Below are 21,327 nucleotides of genomic sequence, written 5' to 3'. Positions count from 1 at the left end.
TGCGCCCGGAAGGCCGGACGGCCCATGATGGACGTCAGCGGCACTTGCCATAACCCGCGCCGCGCACCGCGCGGCCGGGGGTGGCGCCGGTCGGTTCGCCGGCCTCGAGCGCCGCGACGCCGTTGACGAAGACGTCGCGCACCCCGACCGAATATTGGTGCGGCTTCTCGAAGGTCGCGCGGTCGGCGATCGTGGCGGGGTCGAAGACCACGACATCGGCATAATAGCCGGGCCTGAGCGCGCCGCGCTCCTTGATGCCCAGGTTGGTCGCGGGCAGCGTCGTCAGCCGGTACACCGCTTCCTCGAGCGAAATCAGCTTCTCGTCGCGGACATAGCGGCCGAGCAGCCGCGCGAAATTGCCATAGGTGCGCGGGTGCGCACCCGATTTCAGGAACACGCCCTCGGCCGCCTGTGACGCGGCGTCGGAGCCGAAGCTCATCCACGGCAGCTGCACCTGCCGTCGCACATTGTCCTCGGACATCAGGAAGTAGACGGTGCCGACGCGCGAGCCGTCCTCGACGACCAGGTCCATCGCGGTTTCCTCGGGCGATTTGCCGCGCATCGCCGCGACCTCGGCCAGCGTCTTGCCGGTCAGCACCTTCAGCTTCTCGTTCTTGAAGCCGGTGAGGATCATCTTGTCGGCGCCCGCGCCGATATAGAGATTTTCCCAGTCGCTCCCCGGCTTCTGCATCTCGGCGGCGACGCGCGCGCGGGTCGCGGGGTCCTTCAGCCGCTCGATCCACGCCTCGAGTCCGCCCGCCTGCACCCAGGTCGGCATCGCGGCGTCGAGTCCGGTCGCGCCCGCGGTGTAGAGATACATGTCGGTGGTGATCCGTTGCCCCGCGGCGCGCGCGCCCTCGATCTTCTGCGCCACCGAATCCAATTTCCCCCAATTGGCGCGACCGGCCATCTTGAGGTGATAGATTTCGGCAGGGGCACCCGAGCGGCGCGAGATGTCGATCAGCTCGTCGACCGCTTCCTCGAGCCGGTCGCCCTCGGAGCGCATATGGCTGATATACATGCCGCCGCATTTCGCCGCCTCGCTGGTCAGCGCGACGAGCTCGTCGGTCTCGGCATAGGAGCCGGGGGCGTAGATCAGCGAACTGCCGACACCGAGTGCGCCCTCGTCCATCGCCTGCCGCACCAGCGCCTGCATCCTGGCGAGCTGTTCGGGGGTCGGATCGACATCGCCTTCGCCTAGCTCGTGCACGCGCACCGTCGCGGCGCCGACGAAGCTCGCGACATTGGTCGCGACGCCGCGTTTCTCCAGCCAGCCGAGATAGTCGCCGAGGCTGGTCCAGCCGATGGCATATTTGATGTCGCCCTGCCGCTCGGTTTCCTGCGCCTTCATCGCCGCGTTCATCGGTCCCATCGACCATCCTTCGCCCATCACCTCGAGCGTGACGCCCTGGCGGATGTCGCTCTGGCTCTTCGGGTCGGCGATCAGCGATTCGGTCGCCCAGCTCAGCATGTTGATAAAGCCCGGCGCGACCGCCATGCCCGCGGCGGAGACCTCGCTACGGCCCTTGCCCGCCACCGTGCCGACCGCGACGATGCGATCGTCCTTGATCGCCACATCGCCCTTGACCGGCGGCTTGCCCGACCCGTCGTAGATCGTGCCGCCGCGGATGACGATGTCATAGGCGGTATCCTCGGCTGCCTGAGCCGCCGACAGCGCGAGCAGGCTCGCGATCATCGCCAACGACCCCGCGATCCGTCGCTTCCCCGCCATGTCTTTTCTCCCTGCTGCCGTCGACTGTCGGCCATCCTGCCCCAAGCCCGCGCGGCTGGCCATAGGCGGATGCGCGATTATCAGGCTTGATCACCGCCCGCCGCCGCGCCAAGGGCCTTGCAACGAAACGACGGGAGGAAGCCTTGATCAAGACGCGCATTACCGAGAAGTTCGGCATTGAAACCCCGATCCTGATGGGCGGCATGACCGGCGTGGGTTACGGTCCGCTCGTCGCGGCGGTCGCCAATGCCGGCGCCTTGGGCTTCATCACCGCGCATATGTATCCGACCGGCCAGGCCTTGTTCGACGAGATCGAAGCGACGCGGAGGCTCACCGACAAGCCCTTCGGCGTGAACCTGACCCTGCTGCCGTCGATCAACCCCATCCCCTATGACGAATATCGCGAGGCGATCATCGCGAGCGGGATCCGGATCGTCGAGACCGCGGGCCGCGCCCCGACCGATCACCTGCCGCGCTTCAAGGAAGAAGGTGTCACCGTGATCCACAAATGCACTTCGGTGCGCCACTCGGTGTCGGCGGTGAAGAAGGGCGTCGACATGATCAGCATCGACGGCTTCGAATGCGCGGGTCATCCCGGCGAGGACGATGTCGGGCTCGTCGTGCTGCTGCCCGCCACGGCCGACGCGCTGCCCGATGTGCCGATTATCGCCTCGGGCGGCATGGCCGACGGGCGCAGCCTGATCGCGGCGCTCGCGCTGGGCGCCGATGCGGTCAACATGGGCACGCGCTTCTGCGCGACGGTCGAGGCGCAGATCCATCACAATGTGAAGCAGCGCATCGTCGACGCGAACGAGACCGACACGGTGCTCGTCGGCCGGACGCTCCGCAACACCGCGCGCGTCGCGAAGAATGCCGTGTCGATGGAAGTCGCCGAGATCCAGCGCGACCCGACCAAGACCTTCGACGACGTCCGGCATCTGATGGCGGGCGTGCGCGGGCGCGAGAATGTCCTGGCGGGCGGCGATGTCGACGGCGGCATCTGGACCAGCGGCCAGAGCCAGGCGTTGATCCACGACATCCCCACCTGCGCCGAGCTGGTTCAGAATATCATGCGCCAGGCCGAAGCCGTGCGGGCGAAGATCGCAGGGTAGGGCAGCGAGACTTGGCAGCTTGCTGCCTAGTCGCAGCGGGTGGGGGCCAAGGCCTTACGCTACCTTGACAAGCCCCACCCCAACCCCTCCCCTAAAGGGGAGGGGCTTTAAGCCGCCGGTTCCTGCCAGCCGCCGCCCAGCGCGAGGAACAACGCTACAAGATTCGTCGCACGCGCCTGCTCCGACTGGGCGATGCTCGCGTTGATCGCGGCGAGCGAGCGTTCGGCGTCGAGCACGACCTGGAAATTCTCGCGCCCCGCCCGATAGCGCAGCCGCGCGATGCGCGCGGCTTCGCCCGCCTCGGCCGCGGCGCGGCGCAGCGCCGCGAGCCGGTCGAGCTCGCCGGCATAATTGGCGAGCGCGCTCTCGCTTTCCTGCAAGGCGGTCAGCCATGCGCCGTCAAACGTCGCGAGCGCGCCATCGGCGCCCGCCTCGGCCTGTTTCAGCCGCGAGCGCGCGACCTCCATATTGGGGAAGTTCCACGAGATCAGCGGGCCGAGCGAGAAGCGGAAGCCGTCCGACGAGCCGAGCCCCGAGATCGAGTTCGCGGTCGAGCCGATCGACCCGCCGAGGCTGATGCTGGGGTAAAGGTCGGCGGTCGCGACATTGACGCGCGCGGCAGCGGCGGCGAGCTGGCGTTCGGCGCGGCGGATGTCGGGGCGGCGCGCGAGCAGGCTCGCCCCGTCGCCGACCGGGATTGCGCGATTGAGTTCGGGTGGTGCCTGGCACGCGAGCACCGCCTGCGGCGCCTCGGCGGGCGGCTTGCCGGTGAGCAGTGCGAGGCGATAGAGCGCCGCCGAGCGCTGCGCGGTCAGCGACGGGATCGCGGCGCGCGTCTGTTCGAGCAATGCGCCCGCCTGCCCGGTCTCGAGCCGCGTCGCGCGCCCGCCCTCGAACAGCCGGCGCGTGAGATCGAAGGTCGCCTCCTGGATGCGCAAAGTCTCTTCGGCGACCGCGATCTGGCGGTTGAACGAACAGACGTCGGTGTAGGCGCGCGTCGTCTCGGCCGCGACGGTGATGCGGGTGAGGTCGAACGCCGCCTGCACCGCTTCGGCGTCGGCGCGGCTCGCGCGGATCGCGCTTTCGACGCGCCCGAACAGGTCGACCTGGTAGCCGACGTCGAGCCCGACGTCATAGGTCTCGCCCTCGACCGACCCCGCACCGAGCGGGTTGCGCTGGCGGGCATAGGTGCCGCTGGCGCCGATCGTCGTGGTCGGCAGGCGCCCGGCGCGCGATTCGCGCAGCACCGCGCGCGCCTGCTCCAGATTGGCGGCGGCGACGCGCAGGTCGGTGTTCGCTGCCAGCGCCTCGGTCACCAGCTGGTCGAGCAGCGGATCGCCGAACAGGCTCCACCACGCACCCGGCGGCTGCTCGCCGCTGAACGCGGGCGACTTGCCGGCCTCGAGGAAGGGCGTCTGCGACGGCGCCGCGGGGACCGGCGAGACATAGCGCGGGCCGACGGTGCAGGCCGAGAGCGCGAGCGCGCTCGCTGCCGCGATGAACAGGCTACGGGTCATCAGAAACTCTCCACGGGCGTATCGCCGCTCTTGTTCCGGTTGCGCCGGAACCAGCGGTTCGCCCGGTCGCCGAGACGGCGGCAGAGCACGTAGAAGAGCGGGGTGAAGATCAGCCCGAAGATCGTCACGCCGATCATCCCGAAGGTCACCGCGGTGCCCAGCGACTGGCGCATCTCCTGCCCCGGCCCCGACGCGGTCGCGAGCGGGATCACGCCGAAGATGAAGGCGAAGCTGGTCATCAGGATCGGACGCAGGCGCGAGCGTGCGGCATGGACAGCGGCGTCATACATGTTCATCCCGTCGGCTTCCTCGCCCTGCTTGGCGAATTCGACGATCAGGATCGCGTTCTTCGCCGCGAGCGCGATCAGCACGACGAGGCCGACCTGCGTCAGGATATTATTGTCCATGCCGCGCAGGTTCACCCCGATCATCGCCGCGAGGATGCACATCGGCACGATCAGGATCACCGCGAGCGGCAGCGGCAGCGATTCATATTGCGCCGCGAGCACGAGGAAGACGAACACCACCGCGAGCAGGAAGATCAGCACTGAGCTGCTGCCCGCCGCCTTCTGCTGATAGGCGAGGCCCGTCCATTCATAGGCGAAGCCGTTCGACAGCGTCTTGTCGGCGAGCCCTTCCATCGCGGTCAGCGCGGTGCCCGACGAGACCCCCGCCGCCGCCTGTCCCTGCAGCTCGACCGCGGGGAAGAGGTTGTAGCGCACGACGCGCGTCGGGCCGCTGTCGTTGCGGAAGGTCGCGACCGACGACAAAGGCACCATCTCGCCCGAGGTCGAGCGCACCTGCAGCCGCCCGACATCCTCGATGCTCGCGCGCGAGGTCGGTTCGGCCTGCGCGGTGACGCGGAAGGTGCGGCCGAGGAAGTTGAAGTCGTTGACATAGGTCGACGCGAGGTAGGTGCCGAGCGCGGCATAGACCTGGCTCGGGTCGACGCCCAGGATCTGCGCCTTGTCGCGGTCGACGTCGGCGAAGATGCGCGGGGATCCGGTGTTGAACAGCGAGAAGACCTGTTGCACGTCCTGCATCTGCGCGGCGCCGCCCATCATCGCACCGGTGACCTGCTCGAGCTCCTTGTAGCTCTGGCCGCCGGTCGCCTGGAGCATCATCGTGAAGCCGTTGCCGTTGCCGAGCCCCTGCACCGCGGGCGGCGCGATGACGAAGGCCTGCGCCTCGGGCAGCGCACCCGCGAGCACGCCCGACAATTGCTGCGACAGCGCCGCGGCGGACAGCTTGCTGCCGCGTTCGTCCCAGTCCTTGAGGCGCACGAACATCGTCCCGGCGTTCGACGCGCTCGAGAAGCTCGACCCGTCGAGCCCCGCGAAGGTCGCGATATTGTTGACGCCTTCGACCTTGGCGACTTCCCTCTGCGCGCGTTCGAGCACCTCGCTGGTGCGGTCGAGCGACGCGCCGGGGGGCAGCTGGACGACGCCGATCAAGATGCCCTGGTCCTGGTCGGGGATGAAACCCGTCGGGGTGGCGGTGAGCCGCCAGCCGGTCGCCGCGAGCAGCACGGCGTAAATCGCGAGCATGACGGTGGTCTTGCGCACCAGCGACGCGGTGGTGCGGCCATAGCGTTCGGACAATTTGTCGAAGCCGCTGTTGAACTTGTCGGCGGCGGCGCGGAAGAAGCGCGCCACGCGGTTCTTCGGCGGCGCGTGATGCTCCTCGTGCGGCTTCAGCAGCAGCGCCGCCATCGCGGGCGACAGCGTCAGCGAGGTGAGCAAGGAGAAGACCGTCGCCGCGGCGATCGTCACCGCGAACTGCTGGTAGAAGATGCCGGGGATGCCGGGGACGAAGGCGGTCGGCACGAACACCGCGACGAGCACGAGCCCGATCGCGATCAGCGCCCCCGACACCTCGTCCATCGTCCGGTGCGCGGCTTCGCGCGGGGTCAGCCCCTCGCGAATATGCTTCTCGACCGCCTCGACGACGACGATCGCGTCGTCGACCACAATGCCGACGGCGAGAACGAGCGCGAAGAGCGAGAGCGAATTGATCGAGAAGCCGAGCGCGAGCTGGACCGCAAAGGTGCCGACCAGCGCCACCGGAATCGCGACGATCGGGATGATCGCGGCGCGCCAGGTCTGCAGGAAGACGAGCACGACGAGCACGACGAGGAAGATCGCCTCGACCAGCGTCTCCTGCACCGCGGTCACCGACGCCTCGACATATTCGGTCGGGTTGTAGGGGATCGAATAGCTGACCCCCGGCGGGAAGTCCTTCGACGCCGCCTCGACCTCTTCGAGCACAAGATTGGCGGCGTTGAGCGCATTGGCGCCCGGCTGCTGGATCACCGCCATGCCGACGCCCTGCTGGCCGTCGAAGCGGCCGCGGATGCCATAATCCTGCGCGCCGAGCTCGACGCGCCCGATATCCTTGATCCGGGTGATCGCGCCGTTCGTCGTGTCGGTCTTGATCACGACATTGGCGAATTGTTCGGGGCTGACGAGACGGCCGGGGACCTGGACGGGCAGTTCGAAGGCGGGATTGCCCTTGCCATAGGGCGGGGCGCCGACCGAGCCGCCGGCGACCTGGACATTCTGGCTCTGCAGCGCGGCGACGATTTCGGGTGCGGTCAGATTGCGCGCCGCGGCCTTGTCGGGATCGATCCAGATCCGCATCGAATAGAAGCCGCCGCCGAAGATCTGCACCCCGCCGATGCCGTCGAGCCGGAGCAGCCGGTCGCGCAAGGTCGAATTCGCATAATTGCCGACATAATCGACGTCGATCGCGGGATCGGTCGAGGTCAGCGCGACGATCATCAGGAAGCCCGATTCCTGCTTGTTCACCTGCACGCCGATCTGGCGCACCTGTTCGGGCAGGCGGGGCTCGGCGAGCGCGACGCGGTTCTGCACCAGCACCTGCGCGGCGTCGAGGTCGGTGCCCGGCTGGAAGGTGACGGTAATCTGCGCCTGCCCCTGCGTCGAGCTGCTCTGGAGGTAGAGCATGTCCTCGACGCCGTTGATCTCCTGCTCCAGCGTCGCGGCGACGGTCTCGGCGATCGTCTCGGACGAGGCACCGGGGTAGGCGGCGGTGACGCTGATCGTCGGCGGCGCGATCTCGGGATATTGGGCGAGCGGCAGCTGCGGATAGGCGAAGGCGCCGATCAGCGTGATGAAGATCGCGATGACCGCCGCGAAGATCGGGCGATCGACGAAGAAGCGGCTGAAATTCACTTCGCCGCTCCCGCCTTCGTCTCACCTTTCGCGGGCTGGGCGCCCTTGGGCATGATCACCTTGCCGTCGGCACCGATGCGCCCGGCCTGTACCTTGGCGGGCTTGCCGGGCATCGCGCGCTGGATGCCGCCGACGATGATGCGGTCCTTCGCGGTCACGCCCGAGCGGATCACCTGCAGATTGCCGACCACGGGGCCGAGCTGGACCGGGCGCGCCTGCACCACATCCTTGGGACCGATGACGTAAACGACGCGGCGCGGGCCGTCGGTGACGATCGCGGTGTCGGGGAGCAGGAAGGCCGCGCGCGGCGCCGAGGCGGCGAGCTGGAGCTGGCCGAACAATCCGGGGCGCAGCGCGCCGTCGGGGTTCTGGACGACAGCGCGCACGGTGATGGTACCCGACCCGTTCGACAGCGCATTGTCGACGAAGTCGATGCGCCCGCCGATGCTGTAGTCGGCCGCGCCCTGCAGCTTGATGCGCACCGGCGATCCGACGAGCGTGTCGCCGCGCCGCTCATATTCGAGCAGGCTCGCCTCCGACCCCTGGAAGCTGAAATGAATGGGGCTGGTCGACACGATGGTGGTCAGGATCGACTGGTCGGCGGTCACCGCATTGCCGGGGTCGACCAGCCGCTGCGACACGCGGCCCGAGATCGGGGCGAGGACGCGGGTGAAGCCGACGTTGAGCTCGGCGGCGCGAATCGCGGCGCTCGCGGCGGCGACATCGGCCTCGCCGGTGCGCACCGCGGCGCGGCGCTGCTCGACCTCTTCCTGGCTCGCCGCCTGCGACCTGGCGAGCGTTTCGCTGCGCGCGAGTTCGGTCTTCGCATTGGCGAGCGTCGCCAGCGCGCGGGCGCGCTGCGCGCGCGCCTGATCGAGCGCGGCCTGGCTCGGGCGCGCGTCGATGGTGAACAAGAGCTGCCCCGCGCGGACATATTGGCCGTCGGTGAAATGCGCGCGCTGCAGATAGCCCGAGGCGCGCGGGCGCACCTCGACGCTGTCGATCGCCTCGAAGCGGCCGACATAATCGTCCCATTCGGTGATCTCGCGGACCAGCGGCGGCGCGACCGTCACCGGCAACTGCGGTGGGCCGCCTTGCTCCTCGCCGCCCGAACAGGCGGCGAGCGTCAGCGAACAGAGAATCGAAAGCGCAAGGGAGCGGCGCAAGGTCATGGGGCTGGTCTTTTCTTTTTTCAGGGCGGTCCGACATCGCGCGGCAGGGAGGGGGGAGGCGCCGCGCGATGCCAGACTTTGCCGACTAATCTGCGTCAATAGCTAAGTCAACAGGTGTTGATTTAATTCTCAGCGTCGATAAGAAAGAATCATGGAGAGAGACATCATAATCAGGAAACGCGATGCGGTCGCCACCCGCGCGACGATTCTTGCTGCGGCGCACCAACGCTTCCTCCGCGAAAGCTACGACAGCGTCGGTTTGCGCGATATCGCCGGCGACGCGAAGGTCGATGTCGCGCTGATCAGCCGCTATTTCGGCGGCAAGGAGGGGCTGTTTCGCGAAGTCGTTGTCGACGAGAAGGATCCGAATCTGTTTCGCGAGCCGAAAAGCGTCGCGGAACTCCCGGGCTTTCTCGCGCAGCTGGTCGCCGAGGACGAGGGTGACGAACGCCAGCACCGGATGGAGATGTTCATCATCATGCTCCGCTCGGCCTCGTCGCCCAAGGCGGGCGAAATCATTCGCGACTTCGTCCATCGCGACGTGCTGGGCCCGCTGACCGAATTGATCGGCGGCGAGCAGGGCGAGCTGCGCGCCAACATGCTGCTCGCGATCCTGATGGGCATCGGGGTGCTGCGCACGATCATGATGGTCGACGGCTTTGCCGGCAGCGAAGAGGACATTGCCGAATGCACCGAACGCTTCCGCTGCCTGTTCGAGGCGGCGCTGACCTGTTAGGGTTTGCGGCACGCTGAAGCGCATCAGTGGAAGTCGCGCGATTTGGGCAGGATACGGACATTGCGCGGATGGCCGTGGCGCTGGGCCCATTCCGTTTTTGCGCCGCGCGGCTGTTGCGGGTGCGCGACCTCGTCGGCGCGGCACAGTTCGGGGTGGACGGTTGTGTCGCCCAGCGTGTCGAGCAGCGCGGTGCGGTCGACGATGCGATTCGCCATCAGGTGGACGACGCCTTCCCTGCTCCGCTGCACCTCGCCCGCGACCTCCATCAGCCGCGACGCCATGACGGCGCGGCGATAGCGTTCGAACTGGCGCGCCCAGAGCAGGATGTTGACGATCCCGCCCTCGTCCTCGAGCGTGATGAAGATCGCATTGCCCTTGCCCGGCCGCTGGCGGATCAGCACCACACCCGCGGTGCGGACGAGCGCGCCGTTCTTCGCGGCGCCGACCTGGAGGCAGCTCAAAATCCCTTCGCCGTCGAGGCGCCGCCGCAGGAAGGCCAGCGGATGCCCCTTCAGCGACAGCCGCGTCGTCTGATAATCGGTCAGCACATGTTCGACCATCGGCGTGGGCGGCAGCTTGGCGTCATCCTCGGCGCCCAGTTCGTCGGCTTCGGCGGCGCCGAACAAGGGCAGCACCCCCTGCCGCACCCGCCGCGCATCCCACAAGGCCGGCCGCCGCTCGAGCCCCATCGAATTGCACGCATCGGCCTCGGCCAGCAGCCGCAGCGCGCGCGACGGCAGGTTGGCGCGGCGCGCGAGTTCCTCGACCGAGGCGAAGGGGGCGGTGCGCGCATCGGCGATCTGCCCCGCCCACTCCTCGCGAAACCCGTCGACCTGCCGGAAGCCGAGCCTCAGCGCGAGCGTCCCGTCGTCGCGCTGTTCGAGGCTGTTGTCCCACCCGCTGAAATTGACGTCGACCGCGCGCACCTCGACCCCATGGTCCTGCGCATCGCGGACGAGTTGCGCGGGGGCGTAGAAGCCCATCGGCTGCGAATTGAGGATGCCGCAGGCGAAGACCGCGGGGTGATAATGCTTGATCCACGACGACACATAGACGAGCCGCGCGAAGGATTGCGCGTGACTCTCGGGGAAACCATAGCTGCCGAATCCCTCGATCTGCTTGAAGCAGCGTTCGGCGAAATCCTGCGTGTAGCCGCGCCGAACCATGCCGCCGATCATCTTCTCGCGGAAATTCTCGATCGTGCCGACGTTGCGAAAAGTCGCCATCGCGCGGCGCAGCCCGTTCGCTTCTTCGGGGCTGAAATCCGCGGCGACCATCGCCAGCTTCATCGCCTGTTCCTGGAACAGGGGAACGCCGAAGGTCTTGCCGAGAACGTCGTGCAGCTCATCGGGCGGATACGGCGGCGCGGGCGCGGGAAATTCGACCGGCTCCTCGCCGCATCGCCGCCGCAGATAGGGATGGACCATGTCGCCCTCGATCGGGCCGGGGCGCACGATCGCGACCTGCACGACCAGGTCGTAGAAGACTTCGGGCCGGAGGCGCGGCAGCATGTTGATCTGCGCGCGGCTCTCGACCTGGAACACGCCGATGCTGTCGCCCTTGCACAGCATGCCGTAGACCTCCGGATCGTCGCAATCGATGTCGAGTTCCAGCGTGTGGTTCCCTAATCCATGCTCGCGCATCAGGTCGTAGCATTTGCGGATGCAGGTCAGCATACCCAAAGCGAGCACATCGACCTTCATCAGCCCGAGCGCGTCGATATCGTCCTTGTCCCACTCGATGAAGGTGCGATCCTCCATCGCGGCATTGTGGATCGGCACCAGTTCGTCGAGCCGCCCTTCGGTCAGCACGAAGCCGCCGACATGCTGCGACAGGTGGCGCGGTGCCTTCAGCAGCTCGCCGACGAAACGGTGCAGCCGCTCGATCTCGCCATTATGCGGGTTGAGCCCGGCTTCGGCGAGGCGTTCGGCCGGCACCTCGTCGCCCCAGCTCCCCCAGCTGGTATCGGCGAGGCGTGCGGTGACATCTTCGCTGAGCCCCAAGGCCTTGCCCACCTCGCGGATCGTGCTGCGCGGGCGGTAATGGATGACGGTCGCGGCGATTGCGGCGCGATCCTGACCATAGCGGGTGTAGATATGCTGAATGACCTCCTCGCGCCGCTCATGTTCGAAATCGACGTCGATATCGGGGGGCTCGTCGCGCTCGGCCGAGACAAAGCGCGAAAAGAGCAGGTCGTGCTTCATCGGGTCGACCGAAGTCACGCCGAGCAGGAAGCAGACGATCGAATTGGCGGCCGACCCGCGCCCCTGGCACAGGATCGGCGGCTCTTGCGCGCGCGCGAAGCGGACGAGATCATAGACGGTCAGGAAATAATAGACGTAGCGCCGCTTCCTGATCAGCCGCAGCTCGTCGGCGAGCAGCTTGCGAACCTTGGAGGGCAGGGGCGTTTTGTAACGCGCTTCCGCCGCCGTCTTCACCAGATGGTGGAGATAGGGAAAGGGCTTCCAGCCCGGCGGGACCGGCTCGTGCGGATATTCATATTGGAGGTCTTCGAGGCGAAAGCCGATGCGGGCGAGCAGCTTGCTGCTTTGCTCGATCGCCTTGGGATAGCCGTCGAACAATCGCTTCATTTCGGCGGGCGCTTTCAAATGGCGTTCGCCATTGGCGCGGAGCAGCTTGCCCGCTTTCTGGACGGTCACGCCTTCGCGGATACAGGTGACGATGTCGTGCAGCGGACGCTGCGCCGCGGTCGCGTAAAGGGCGTCGTTGGTCGCGAGCAACGGGACGCCGGTTGCCGCCGACAGCCGCTGCAGGGTCGCCAGCCGCCGCGCATCGGCGCCCGATTGCGGCATCGCCGCCGCCAGCCACACCGATTTGGGCCGCGCCTGCTTGAGCGTGCGGAGCAGCGCTTCGTCGCCCTCCATCGCGATCAGCAGCAGGTCGTCGCAATGCGCGAGCAAATCTTCGAGATGCAGGATGCAGTCGCCCTTTTGCGCGCGCAGGTTTCCGGTCGACAGCAGCCGTGTCAGCTGGCCCCAGCCGTGGCGGCTGACCGGATAGACGACGATGTCGGGGGTGCCGTCGGCGAAGACGAGCCGCGCACCGACGACCAGCCGGAAATGCGTGACGCTGCCGGGCTTTTTGACCTGCAAATCTTTCAGAAACGCCCACGCCCGCACCACCCCCGCGACGCTGTTGCGGTCGGCGATGCCGATACCGCTCATGCCGAGTGCGATGGCGCGCGCGACCATGTCGGCGGGGTGCGAGGCACCGCGCAGGAAGCTGTAGTTGGTCGCCGCGACCAGCTCGGCGAAGGCGGGCGCGTCGCTCACGCAAACACCCCATGGATATACCAGCGCGGGTCGGGCTGTTCGTCGTAGAGCCCGTGGCGGAACAGCCAGAAGCGGCGGCCCTGCGCATCCTCGACGCGGTAATAGTCGCGGGTCAGCCCGCCATTGTCGCGGCGGCGCCACCATTCGGCGGCGATGCGTTCGGGGCCTTCGTAGCGGCGCACCGCATGCGCCTGCCGCCGCCAGCGGAACTGGTGCGGCGGGCCGTCGGGAACCTCGGCGATCACCTCGATCGGCTGCGGCGGGTCGAAGAGGTGGAAGGGACGCGCCGGCGGCTCGCCGGGCCCCGGCGCCTGCCAGGGCGCGGGCGGCGGCGCGTCGATGGCGGGGAGTGCGAGCTGCGCCTGTTCGGGGATATGCGTGTCGGCGGCGAGCAGGCGCCGGACGCGCCCGCGCCCGAGCCGCGTCGTCATCCGGTCGACGAGCTCGTCCATCGCCGCGCTGCGTACCGTGCCGCCTTCGAGCTTCAATTGCGTCGCGCCGAGCGCCTCGAGTCGCGGCACCGCGAGGCGGATCATGTCGAAGCCGAAGCCGGGGTCGAGCGGATCGGCGAGCCCGTCCATCCGCTCGGCGAACAGCCGCATGACGAGGCCGGTGTCGCGCGTCGGATGGCCGGTCTCGATCGCGATGCCGCGCGCGAGCCCGTCGCTGCGAAAGAAGGTCGCGCGGAAATGGCGCCCGCCCTTGCCGCGCTCGCTCAGCTCGACCATCGCCTCGCCCACCAGTTCGGCGAGCACCTTGGTCGCATGCGTGCTGCTGCCCAGCGGCTCGGCGAAACGGCGCTCGGTCGCGACGGGGGGTGGGGCGATGCGCGGGTCGAGCGGGCTCGGCGCATCGCCGAGGATGCGGCGCAGCGCCGTCGCGGCATCGGCGCCGAAGCGCGCGGCGATATTCGCCATCGGGCGGCTCGCGAGGTCGCCGATCGTCTTGAGCCCTGCGCGCACCAGCGCGGTCGTCGCCTCGGCTTCGAGTTCGAGCGCCGCGACGGGCAGGCGGCGCACCGCCCCCGCTTCGTCGGGTGCGGCGCGCGTCTGGTAGCGCGCGAGCGCGCGCGCCGCATCGGCGGTCGGGCCGAGCGCGACGCGCATGCTCATCCCGAGCCGCGACAGCCGCGTCTCCAGATCGTCGATCAGCGCCGCTTCGCCGCCCAGCAGATGCTCGGTGCCCGCGATGTCGAGGATCAGCCCGTCGGGGGCGTCGATCGCCACCAGCGGCGAATAGCGGTTGCACCCGAGCGCCAGCCGGTCGAGCCAGGCGGCGTCGGCGACCGGGTCGTGCGCGACGACGAGCAGCTCGGGCACCCGCGCTCGCGCGTCGGCGAGCGGCATGCCGGGGGCGAGCCCGACCGCTTGCGCGGCGCGGTCGACGCTCGCGAGGCGGAGCGCGCCGCGCGCCTTTTCGGCGAAGACGAGCGGGGCGTCAGGCGGCCGCGGCGCCGTGCGGCAAAGCCGCTCGGCGGGCAGCCACGGGAAGAACAGCGCCAGATAGCGCCGCTTCGCCGGTATTTGGCCCGAAGACATGTTCGTCATGGTTCCATTCCAATTGCCAGCGCCCGCCCGCGAGTCCCGCACGCCAGCGCAGCAGTTCGAGGTCGAAGGCGGGCGCACCGGGTGCATTGGCCTCGAGCGCGCGCGACGGCGCCGCGGCGACGTTCCAGCGCGTTTCGGCGACGCTGGGCGACGGCGTCGCATTGAGCCGCAGCATCAGCAGCGTCGTCCCCGCATCGCGCGCGCCGAGCGCGAGGCGTCGCCCCGCGGTGAGGTCGAGCGCGCGCCATGGACCCCAGCTTTCGACGATCACCGCCGCCGACCCGGCGCAGCGGATCGCGTCGTTGGCGCAGGCGAGCAGCAATTTGGGATCGGGCGCCTCGATCAGCAGCAGCCGGTCGGGATCGCCGCCGAGCTCGGCGATGCCGGGGGCGTAGATGTGCCCGCCGCGCCGCGCGGCGTCGGCAGTGCGCAGCCAGACCAGCGGTTCCTTGCCGGGGAGGCGTAGCGCGAGCAGTGCGGCGAAAGCGGCGGCGCTGGCGGCATCGAGCGCATCGGCGGCGAAAAATTCATGCACGCGGCCGGTCGCGAGGCCGCCGTGCAGCGCGGCGTCGAACCCCACATGGCCGCTCGCCAGCCGCCCCGCGGTTTGACCACGCGGTTCGGCCTCGCCGGTGATCCGGGCGAGACGCCGGCGCAGGCCGGCGATAGAGGGGTGCGACTCGTGGGGCATAATGTTCCTGATTTGTTCTATTAGCGCTTTCGAGGCTGCGCTTGTCAAGACGAGTCAGGGGACGGCCCACATTCGTCATTCCCGCGTAGGCGGGAATCCAGCTTCCTTCTTCTGCTCTTTTCTTCGTGCCTTTGCGCCTTTGCGTGAAATCAGAAAAATCTCACGCAAAGGCGCAAAGGCACGAAGAAGGAAAAAGCTGGATCCCCGCGTCCGCGGGGATGACGAAGAACAGGAGCGGGGAGGTGAAGAGTCCGGTTACCCCGGCACGAACAAACCCCGGCTCTCGCGCACCTCGCCATCGAGCCAGTCGATGAAGGCGCGGATGCGCGGTTGCGGGGCGACGTCGCGGTGGAGCGCGAGCCAGAAGGCGCGCGCGATCACCTGCTCGGGCCGCACGCGCACTAGTGCGGGATCGCCCGCGGCGAGGAAGCAAGGCAGCACGCCGACCCCCGCGCCGCCCGCGATCATCCGCCTTTGTGCAAGGATCGAGGAGGAGCGCACCCCGGCGCGCAGCCCCGGCTCGATCTCGCCCAGATAGTCGAGTTCGGGCGCGTAAAGGATGTCGGGAACATAGCCGATCACCGGCACCCCGGCGCGCGACAGCGGCGTGGCGGCGACCGCTTCCTGCCAGTCGGTGCGATGTGCGGGCGCATAAAGGCCGAGGCTGTAGTCGGACAATTTGCGCGTGATCAACGGGCCCTTGCGCGGCCGCGCGAGCAGCACCGCCATATCGGCCTCGCGCCGCGACGGATTCAGAAACCCCGACGAGGCGACGAGATCGATCTCGAGCTCGGGATGCGCGGCGACGAAACCTGCCAATCTTGGCGCGATGAAGCTGTTGCCGAATCCCTCGGACACGCTGACCCGCAATTGCCCCGACAGCGCCGCGCCCCCGTCGCCGGCCGAGCGGATGCGCGCCGCCGCCGCCGCCATCGCCTCGGCGTGCGGGACGAGCGCGCGGCCGGCCGCCGTCAAAAGGAAACCGCCCGGCGCGCGTTCGAACAAGGTTTGTTGCAATGCCGCCTCGAGCGCGCTCAGCTGGCGGCTGACCGTCGTCGCATCGACCTGCAGCGCCGCCCCGGCGCGCGCGAGCGTGCCCTGCTGCGCCACGGTCAGGAAATATTGCAGCTTGTCCCAGTCCATGGCCTGCAAATATGCAGCATCGCCCTGCAAGTCTATCCCTTGCAATCGCCCCGCAACTCGGCTGTGGCAGCGGCAACAATTTCGGGAGACTCATGATGCGACAGATCGACCATCTTATCGTCGGCGGTGCCGGTGGCGGGGCCAATAGCGCTGGACGTAGCAGCCCGGTCTTCGATCCCAATAGCGGCGGCGTGCAGGCCGAGGTCGCCTTGGGCGATGCCGCCCTCCTCGAAAAGGCGGTCGCCGCGGCGAAGGCGGCGCAGCCCGCCTGGGCCGCGACCAATCCGCAGCGCCGCGCGCGCGTGATGTTCGAATTCAAGCGCCTCGTCGAAGCCCATATGGACGAACTCGCACACCTGCTGTCGAGCGAGCATGGCAAGGTGATCGCCGATTCGAAGGGCGATATCCAGCGCGGGCTCGAAGTCATCGAATTCTGCTGCGGCATCCCGCATGTGCTCAAGGGCGAATATACGCAGGGCGCGGGCCCCGGCATCGACGTCTATTCGATGCGCCAGCCGATCGGCATCGGCGCGGGCATCACCCCGTTCAACTTCCCCGCGATGATCCCGCTGTGGATGTCGGGGGTCGCGATCGCGACCGGCAACGCCTTTCTGATCAAGCCCAGCGAGCGTGATCCCAGCGTCCCGGTGCGCCTCGCCGAACTCTTTCTCGAAGCCGGCTTGCCCGCGGGCATCTGCCAGGTCGTCCACGGCGACAAGGAAATGGTCGACGCGATCCTCGACCATCCCGATATCGGCGCGGTCAGCTTCGTCGGCTCGTCGGACATCGCGCATTATGTATACAACCGCGGCGTCGCCAACGGCAAGCGCGTGCAGGCGATGGGCGGCGCCAAGAACCACGGCATCGTCATGCCCGACGCCGACCTCGACCAGGTCGTCAATGATCTCGCCGGCGCCGCCTTCGGCTCGGCGGGTGAACGCTGCATGGCGCTGCCGGTCGTCGTCCCCGTCGGCGACGAGACCGCCGAGCGGCTGAAGGCCAAGCTGATCCCCGCGATCGAAGCTTTGCGCGTCGGCGTGTCGACCGATGCCGAGGCGCATTACGGCCCGGTGGTGACGCAGGCGCACAAGGAAAAGGTCGAGGGCTGGATCCAGAAATGCGCCGACGAGGGCGCCGAACTGGTGATTGACGGCCGCGGCTTCACGCTGCAGGGGCATGAGAAAGGCTTCTTCATCGGCCCGACCCTGTTCGACCATGTCACCACCGACATGGAATCGTACAAGGAAGAGATTTTCGGCCCTGTGCTGCAGATCGTCCGCGCCCCCGATTTCGAAACCGCGCTCGCGCTGCCGTCGAAGCACCAGTACGGCAATGGCGTCGCGATCTTCACGCGCAACGGCCATGCCGCGCGCGAATTCGCCGCGCGGGTCAATGTCGGGATGGTCGGCATCAACGTGCCGATCCCGGTGCCGGTCGCCTATCACAGCTTCGGCGGCTGGAAGCGGTCGGCGTTCGGCGACACCAACCAGCACGGCATGGAGGGCGTGAAATTCTGGACCAAGGTCAAGACGATCACCGCGCGCTGGCCCGACGGGTCGCCCGACGGCGGCAACGCTTTCGTCATCCCGACGATGGGCTGATGCCGCTTTGCTGCGGCGGCTGCTCCTGCCTCTGCTGATTCTGCTGCTGCTGCCGGTCCAGGCGGCGGCGCAGAAGATGATCGCGCTGTCGTTCGACGACGCGCCGCGCGGGCGCGGGGCCTTCTTCACTCCCGAAGAGCGGACCGAGCGCATCATCGCCGAACTGAAGGCGGCCGAGGCGCCGCAGGCGGTCTTTTTCGTCAACCCCGGCGCGCTCGGGCGCGGCGATGGCACCGGCGGCGAGGAAAGGCTCGCCGCCTATGTCGCCGCGGGGCACGTCATCGCCAACCACAGTTACAGCCACCCGCATCTCAATGCGACGAGCGCCGAGGCCTATCTCGCCGATATCGACAAGGCCGAGGCCTGGCTCAAGGGCCGCCCCGGCTATCGCCCCTGGTTCCGCTTCCCCTTCCTCGACGAGGGCGGCAAGGACAAGGTCAAGCGCGACGCGCTGCGTGCGGGTCTCGCGGCGCGCGGGCTCAGGAACGGCTATGTCACCGCCGAATCGTCGGACTGGCACCTCGAAACGCTGACGATCCACGCCGCGAAGGCCGGCAAGCCGATCGACCGCGATGCGCTCGGCCAGCTTTATGTCACTTGGCATGTCGAGGCCGCCGACCATGCGGACGCGCTGATGCAAAAAGTCATCGGGCGTCAGCCGGTGCAGATGATGCTCCTCCACGAAACCGACCTCGCCGCGCTTTATATCGGCGACCTGGTCCGCGCGCTCCGCAAGGCGGGCTGGACCGTGATCAGCGCCGATACCGCCTATGCCGACCCCATCGGCACAATGATGCCCGACACCCCGTCGGCGAACGGCACGCTGACCGAGGCGCTCGCGTGGGAAGCGGGCGTGCCCGCGCCGCGCTGGTATCGCTACAATGATACGACGCTCGCGACCGCCGAATTCGAGCGCCGCGTGCTGGGCGAAGGCGAGGGCGAATGAAACCCTCACCGGAACCCGGGCATTTCTCCCGCGAAGGAGAAAGACGATGAAACGCTATTGGCTCCCCGCCGGTTTTCTGATGCTCGCCGCCTGCGGCGGCGGCAATGAAGACAAGGCGGCGCCCGCCCCTGAGGAAAGGGCGTCGGTCGCGCCCGTTCCCGAAACGGTGCCCCCCGCCCCCGCCGACGACAAGGACGCGATGGCGCGCTGGGAGGAGGATCGCGGCTATGAACCCGATCCGTCCGAGCCGCCGCTGACGGGCGCCGAACCCGGCATCGGAACCGGCGACAAGACGATCCCCGCTGCGATCCGCGGGCGCTGGGCGCTCGACCCCGCCGACTGCCCGAAAAAGCCCGGCACCGACCTCACCGCGCTGGTGATCGACGCCGCGAACCTGCGCTTCCACGAATCGCACGGCGGACTCGCGCGGGTGCGCGAACGCGACGCGCGCCGGATCGTCGCCGATTACAAGTTCAGCGGCGAGGGCATGGACTGGGACCGGCTGATGCTGCTCGACGCGCAGGATGGCGGGAAAATGCTGATCCGCCGCGACTATGGCGAGGGTGCCGCCGCCGGCCCGATGCGCTATACGCGCTGTGCCTGATGCCTTGAAAGGGAGACCAAAGATGGACATTCGCTGGATTGCAATTGCCGCCGCGCTGCCGCTCGCCGCTTGCTCGAGCATGGGCGGCGATGCCGAACCCGCGCCGCCGCCGACGCCGCCCGCTGCCGCCGAGTGCAACGCCGACGGTGCGCAGAGCTTCGTCGGCCAGACCGCGACCGCCGAGACCGGCGCCGCGCTGCTCCGCGCGACCGGTGCGCGCACCCTGCGTTGGGTCGCGCCGGGCATGGCGGTGACGATGGATTTCCGCCCCGACCGGCTCACCGTCTCCTACGACGGCGCGATGAAGATCGAGCGGGTCAGCTGTGGCTGACGGGCAAGCGGCGGCGGGGGCGCGTCGCAACCATAGCTCGGCTTCGCCGTTCGAGCCCGTCTATGGCTACAGCCGCGCGGTGCGCGTCGGCAATCGCATCGACGTCGCCGGCTGCGCGCCGATCGAGCCCGACGGCTCGTCGACCCCCGGCGATGCCGGGGCGCAGGCCACGCGCTGCCTGACGATCATCCGCGAGGCATTGGAAGCGCTCGGCGGGTCGCCCGCCGACGTCGTGCGCACGCGCATGTATATCACCGACCCCGCCGACGCCGACCTCGTCGGCCGCGCGCACGGCGCGATGTTCGGCGATATCCGCCCGGCGTCGACGATGCTCGTCATCCCCGCGCTGATCCGCCCCGAGTGGAAAGTCGAAATCGAAGCCGAAGCCATCCTCATCGAGAAATGACCATGACCGACCAGTTCCAGCTTACCGACGACCAGCTCGCCATCCAGGACATGGCGCGCAAGTTCACCGCCGATCGCATCACGCCCTTCGCGGCCGAATGGGACGAGAAGCATCATTATCCCGTCGAGGTGTGGAAGGCCGCGGGCGAGCTCGGCTTCGGCGCGATTTACGTCGCCGAGGAATCGGGCGGCATCGGACTCGGCCGGCTCGAGGCGGCGCTGATCATGGAGGCGATGGCCTATGGCTGCCCCGCGACCAGCGCCTATGTCTCGATCCACAATATGGCGACGTGGATGATCGACCGCTTCGGCGGCGCCGAGGTCAAGGCGCGCTTTCTGCCAAGCCTCGTCAGCATGGAGAAGATCGCGAGCTATTGCCTGACCGAGCCGGGCTCGGGCTCCGACGCGGCCGCGCTCAAGACCACGGCCAAAAGAGACGGCGATCATTATGTGCTCAACGGCACCAAGCAGTTCATCTCGGGCGCCGGCACCAACGACATCTATGTCTGCATGGTCCGCACCGGCGACGAGAAGTCGCCAAAAAGCAAATCGGGGGGCATCAGCTGCCTCGTCGTCGAAAAGGACACCCCGGGCCTCAGCTTCGGCGCGCCCGAGAAGAAGCTCGGCTGGAATGCCTCGCCCACGGCGCAGGTGATCTTCGAGGATTGCCGCGTGCCCGTCGAAAACCTTGTCGGCGCCGAGGGCGACGGCTTCCGCTTCGCGATGGCGGGGCTCGACGGCGGCCGTCTCAACATCGGCGCCTGTTCCTTGGGCGGCGCGCAGCGCTGCCTCGACGAGGCGATCGCCTACACCAAGGACCGTCAGCAGTTCGGGTCCCCGATCGCCGATTTCCAGAACACCCAGTTCATGCTCGCCGACATGGCGACGGATCTGGAGGCGTCACGCGCGCTGCTCTATCTCGCGGCCGCCAAGGTCACCGCGAACGCGCCCGACAAGTCGCGCTTCTCGGCGATGGCGAAAAGGCTCGCGACCGATAACGGCAGCAAGATCGTCAACGACGCGCTGCAATTGTTCGGCGGCTATGGCTATCTGCGTGACTATCCCATCGAGCGTTTCTGGCGCGATCTGCGGGTCCATTCGATCCTCGAAGGCACCAACCAGGTGATGCGGATGATCGTCGGACGGGACCTGCTGCGCCAATGATGACGATCGAACCGATCCTCCCCCACCGGGGGAGGGGGACCATGCGAAGCATGGTGGAGGGGCACGTGCCCCCATACGCGGCGCTTGGGCGAGGGTGCCCCACCACCACCTTCGGTGGTCCCCCTCCCCGTTCCGGGGA

16 protein-coding genes are annotated in these 21,327 nt (G+C 68.2%); 8 read left to right on the top strand and 8 right to left on the bottom strand.

Annotated features, from left to right (window positions below):
• Positions 1-34: 34 nt before the first annotated feature.
• The gene (locus tag AC1RNQ_RS04125; RefSeq protein ID WP_493169152.1) at positions 35-1,732 is read right to left on the bottom strand and encodes an N-acyl-D-amino-acid deacylase family protein; all 1,698 of its coding nucleotides are present in this window, start codon (positions 1,730-1,732) and stop codon (positions 35-37) included.
• A gap of 143 nt (positions 1,733-1,875) precedes the next feature.
• Here AC1RNQ_RS04125 and AC1RNQ_RS04120 point away from each other — a divergent pair, with 143 nt between their 5' ends.
• The gene (locus tag AC1RNQ_RS04120; protein WP_493169151.1) at positions 1,876-2,844 is read left to right on the top strand and encodes an NAD(P)H-dependent flavin oxidoreductase; all 969 of its coding nucleotides are present in this window, start codon (positions 1,876-1,878) and stop codon (positions 2,842-2,844) included.
• Positions 2,845-2,951: 107 nt separating this feature from the next.
• On the opposite strand, the gene AC1RNQ_RS04115 is transcribed toward AC1RNQ_RS04120, so the two are convergent.
• From AC1RNQ_RS04115 to AC1RNQ_RS04105, 3 genes are read right to left on the bottom strand one after another with little or no spacing between them, the layout of a single operon-like run.
• Positions 2,952-4,361 (bottom strand): efflux transporter outer membrane subunit, encoded by a 1,410-nt coding sequence (locus AC1RNQ_RS04115; RefSeq protein ID WP_493169149.1) that lies wholly within the window; start codon positions 4,359-4,361, stop codon positions 2,952-2,954.
• On the bottom strand, positions 4,361-7,555 hold the full coding sequence (locus tag AC1RNQ_RS04110) for an efflux RND transporter permease subunit (RefSeq protein WP_493169148.1): 3,195 nt from the start codon (positions 7,553-7,555) through the stop codon (positions 4,361-4,363). Before AC1RNQ_RS04110 ends, AC1RNQ_RS04115 begins: the two co-directional genes overlap by 1 nt.
• Entirely contained in the window at positions 7,552-8,727 is a 1,176-nt protein-coding gene (locus tag AC1RNQ_RS04105) for an efflux RND transporter periplasmic adaptor subunit (protein WP_493169147.1), read from the bottom strand. The genes AC1RNQ_RS04110 and AC1RNQ_RS04105 overlap by 4 nt, the downstream gene beginning before the upstream one ends.
• Positions 8,728-8,878: 151 nt before the next feature.
• Between AC1RNQ_RS04105 and AC1RNQ_RS04100 the strand changes: the two genes are divergently transcribed.
• The gene (locus AC1RNQ_RS04100; RefSeq protein WP_493169145.1) at positions 8,879-9,463 is read left to right on the top strand and encodes a TetR/AcrR family transcriptional regulator; all 585 of its coding nucleotides are present in this window, start codon (positions 8,879-8,881) and stop codon (positions 9,461-9,463) included.
• A gap of 23 nt (positions 9,464-9,486) precedes the next feature.
• On the opposite strand, the gene AC1RNQ_RS04095 is transcribed toward AC1RNQ_RS04100, so the two are convergent.
• The 4 genes from AC1RNQ_RS04095 to AC1RNQ_RS04080 form a co-directional block, all read right to left on the bottom strand.
• Positions 9,487-12,756, bottom strand: coding sequence for an error-prone DNA polymerase (locus tag AC1RNQ_RS04095; RefSeq protein ID WP_493169144.1), 3,270 nt, complete (start codon positions 12,754-12,756; stop codon positions 9,487-9,489).
• The gene (locus AC1RNQ_RS04090) at positions 12,753-14,303 is read right to left on the bottom strand and encodes a Y-family DNA polymerase (RefSeq protein ID WP_493169143.1); all 1,551 of its coding nucleotides are present in this window, start codon (positions 14,301-14,303) and stop codon (positions 12,753-12,755) included. The genes AC1RNQ_RS04095 and AC1RNQ_RS04090 overlap by 4 nt, the downstream gene beginning before the upstream one ends.
• A complete protein-coding gene (locus tag AC1RNQ_RS04085; protein WP_493169141.1) occupies positions 14,194-14,994 on the bottom strand; it encodes an ImuA family protein in 801 nt (266 codons plus the stop codon). Before AC1RNQ_RS04085 ends, AC1RNQ_RS04090 begins: the two co-directional genes overlap by 110 nt.
• A gap of 255 nt (positions 14,995-15,249) precedes the next feature.
• The gene (locus tag AC1RNQ_RS04080) at positions 15,250-16,137 is read right to left on the bottom strand and encodes a LysR family transcriptional regulator (protein WP_493169139.1); all 888 of its coding nucleotides are present in this window, start codon (positions 16,135-16,137) and stop codon (positions 15,250-15,252) included.
• A gap of 95 nt (positions 16,138-16,232) precedes the next feature.
• Here AC1RNQ_RS04080 and AC1RNQ_RS04075 point away from each other — a divergent pair, with 95 nt between their 5' ends.
• Genes AC1RNQ_RS04075 through AC1RNQ_RS04050 form a run of 6 tightly spaced genes read left to right on the top strand, consistent with a single transcriptional unit; the run spans position 16,233 to position 21,188 of the window.
• Entirely contained in the window at positions 16,233-17,738 is a 1,506-nt protein-coding gene (locus tag AC1RNQ_RS04075) for a CoA-acylating methylmalonate-semialdehyde dehydrogenase (protein ID WP_493169396.1), read from the top strand.
• A gap of 7 nt (positions 17,739-17,745) precedes the next feature.
• On the top strand, positions 17,746-18,684 hold the full coding sequence (locus tag AC1RNQ_RS04070; RefSeq protein ID WP_493169138.1) for a polysaccharide deacetylase family protein: 939 nt from the start codon (positions 17,746-17,748) through the stop codon (positions 18,682-18,684).
• A 46-nt stretch (positions 18,685-18,730) separates the two neighbouring features.
• Positions 18,731-19,288 carry a hypothetical protein gene (locus AC1RNQ_RS04065; RefSeq protein WP_493169136.1) on the top strand — a complete coding sequence of 186 codons (558 nt, stop codon included), beginning with the start codon at positions 18,731-18,733 and terminating at the stop codon, positions 19,286-19,288.
• Positions 19,289-19,310: 22 nt separating this feature from the next.
• Positions 19,311-19,619: an I78 family peptidase inhibitor gene (locus tag AC1RNQ_RS04060; protein ID WP_493169134.1), complete on the top strand. Its 309-nt coding sequence runs from the start codon at positions 19,311-19,313 to the stop codon at positions 19,617-19,619.
• Positions 19,612-20,025, top strand: coding sequence for a RidA family protein (locus AC1RNQ_RS04055; protein WP_493169132.1), 414 nt, complete (start codon positions 19,612-19,614; stop codon positions 20,023-20,025). Before AC1RNQ_RS04060 ends, AC1RNQ_RS04055 begins: the two co-directional genes overlap by 8 nt.
• A gap of 2 nt (positions 20,026-20,027) precedes the next feature.
• Positions 20,028-21,188 carry an acyl-CoA dehydrogenase family protein gene (locus tag AC1RNQ_RS04050; protein ID WP_493169395.1) on the top strand — a complete coding sequence of 387 codons (1,161 nt, stop codon included), beginning with the start codon at positions 20,028-20,030 and terminating at the stop codon, positions 21,186-21,188.
• Positions 21,189-21,327: the final 139 nt, after the last annotated feature.

It is taken from the genome of Sphingopyxis sp. GW821-FHT12F08 (assembly GCF_058806755.1).
Note: the sequence above shows the minus strand (reverse complement) of the source record. Positions and strands in the feature narration are given on the sequence as shown.

What these genes read in the sequence shown, in the direction of transcription:
- AC1RNQ_RS04080 (WP_493169139.1), bottom strand. Translation starts at nt 16,137, where the DNA reads ATGGACTGGGACAAGCTGCAATATTTCCTGACCGTGGCGCAGCAGGGC.
- AC1RNQ_RS04100 (WP_493169145.1), top strand. Translation starts at nt 8,879, where the DNA reads ATGGAGAGAGACATCATAATCAGGAAACGCGATGCGGTCGCCACCCGC.
- AC1RNQ_RS04125 (WP_493169152.1), bottom strand. Translation starts at nt 1,732, where the DNA reads ATGGCGGGGAAGCGACGGATCGCGGGGTCGTTGGCGATGATCGCGAGC.
- AC1RNQ_RS04060 (WP_493169134.1), top strand. Translation starts at nt 19,311, where the DNA reads ATGGACATTCGCTGGATTGCAATTGCCGCCGCGCTGCCGCTCGCCGCT.
- AC1RNQ_RS04065 (WP_493169136.1), top strand. Translation starts at nt 18,731, where the DNA reads ATGAAACGCTATTGGCTCCCCGCCGGTTTTCTGATGCTCGCCGCCTGC.
- AC1RNQ_RS04105 (WP_493169147.1), bottom strand. Translation starts at nt 8,727, where the DNA reads ATGACCTTGCGCCGCTCCCTTGCGCTTTCGATTCTCTGTTCGCTGACG.
- AC1RNQ_RS04090 (WP_493169143.1), bottom strand. Translation starts at nt 14,303, where the DNA reads ATGACGAACATGTCTTCGGGCCAAATACCGGCGAAGCGGCGCTATCTG.
- AC1RNQ_RS04050 (WP_493169395.1), top strand. Translation starts at nt 20,028, where the DNA reads ATGACCGACCAGTTCCAGCTTACCGACGACCAGCTCGCCATCCAGGAC.
- AC1RNQ_RS04115 (WP_493169149.1), bottom strand. Translation starts at nt 4,361, where the DNA reads ATGACCCGTAGCCTGTTCATCGCGGCAGCGAGCGCGCTCGCGCTCTCG.
- AC1RNQ_RS04085 (WP_493169141.1), bottom strand. Translation starts at nt 14,994, where the DNA reads ATGCCCCACGAGTCGCACCCCTCTATCGCCGGCCTGCGCCGGCGTCTC.
- AC1RNQ_RS04075 (WP_493169396.1), top strand. Translation starts at nt 16,233, where the DNA reads ATGCGACAGATCGACCATCTTATCGTCGGCGGTGCCGGTGGCGGGGCC.